This is a genomic window from Pseudoalteromonas sp. S554, from assembly GCF_005930865.1.
Taxonomy (GTDB): Bacteria; Pseudomonadota; Gammaproteobacteria; order Enterobacterales; family Alteromonadaceae; genus Pseudoalteromonas; species Pseudoalteromonas marina.
On the sequence record NZ_PNDV01000138.1, the window covers coordinates 1 to 472 of the forward strand.

Consider the following 472-nt stretch of genomic DNA (forward strand, 5'->3'; position numbering starts at 1 on the left):
CCTTCTACTATGCAAATTGAATACGTTACACAGCACCCTACTTGGGTAACGCTCTCGTTGATTTAGTTTCTCAATTAACGAGAATTGTTCAGGGAGTCGGACATCAAGAGAGCGGTAGCCTTTTTTAATATATCCTTTTCTAATTTAATGCGTTGGATTTGCTTTTTAAGTTCGCGGATTTCAATTTGTTCGGGCGTCATTGGTGAAGCAGATGGTGTCTGGCCACTCCGCTCTTGCTTTAATTGAGTAACCCACTTACTGACGGTTGATTTACCCACCCCCATCGCTTTGGCTGCTTCTTCTTGAGTATAACTTTGGTCAACTACAAGCTGAGCTGTTTCTAATTTGATTGCCGCAGAATACGTTGCGCGTTTTAATTTCGTCATTTTTTCACCCAAATTTGTATGCTTATTAGCATAACATTTCTTTCTTAATGGGTGGCCAAATTAACTATGCCACTACAGCCAGGTGC

1 pseudogene is annotated in these 472 nt (G+C 41.1%); it reads right to left on the reverse strand.

Features of this window, described 5'->3' with window-relative positions:
- Positions 1–386, reverse strand: a pseudogene (locus CWB65_RS19185) (transposase); the annotation flags it as partial.
- Positions 387–472 lie beyond the last annotated feature (86 nt).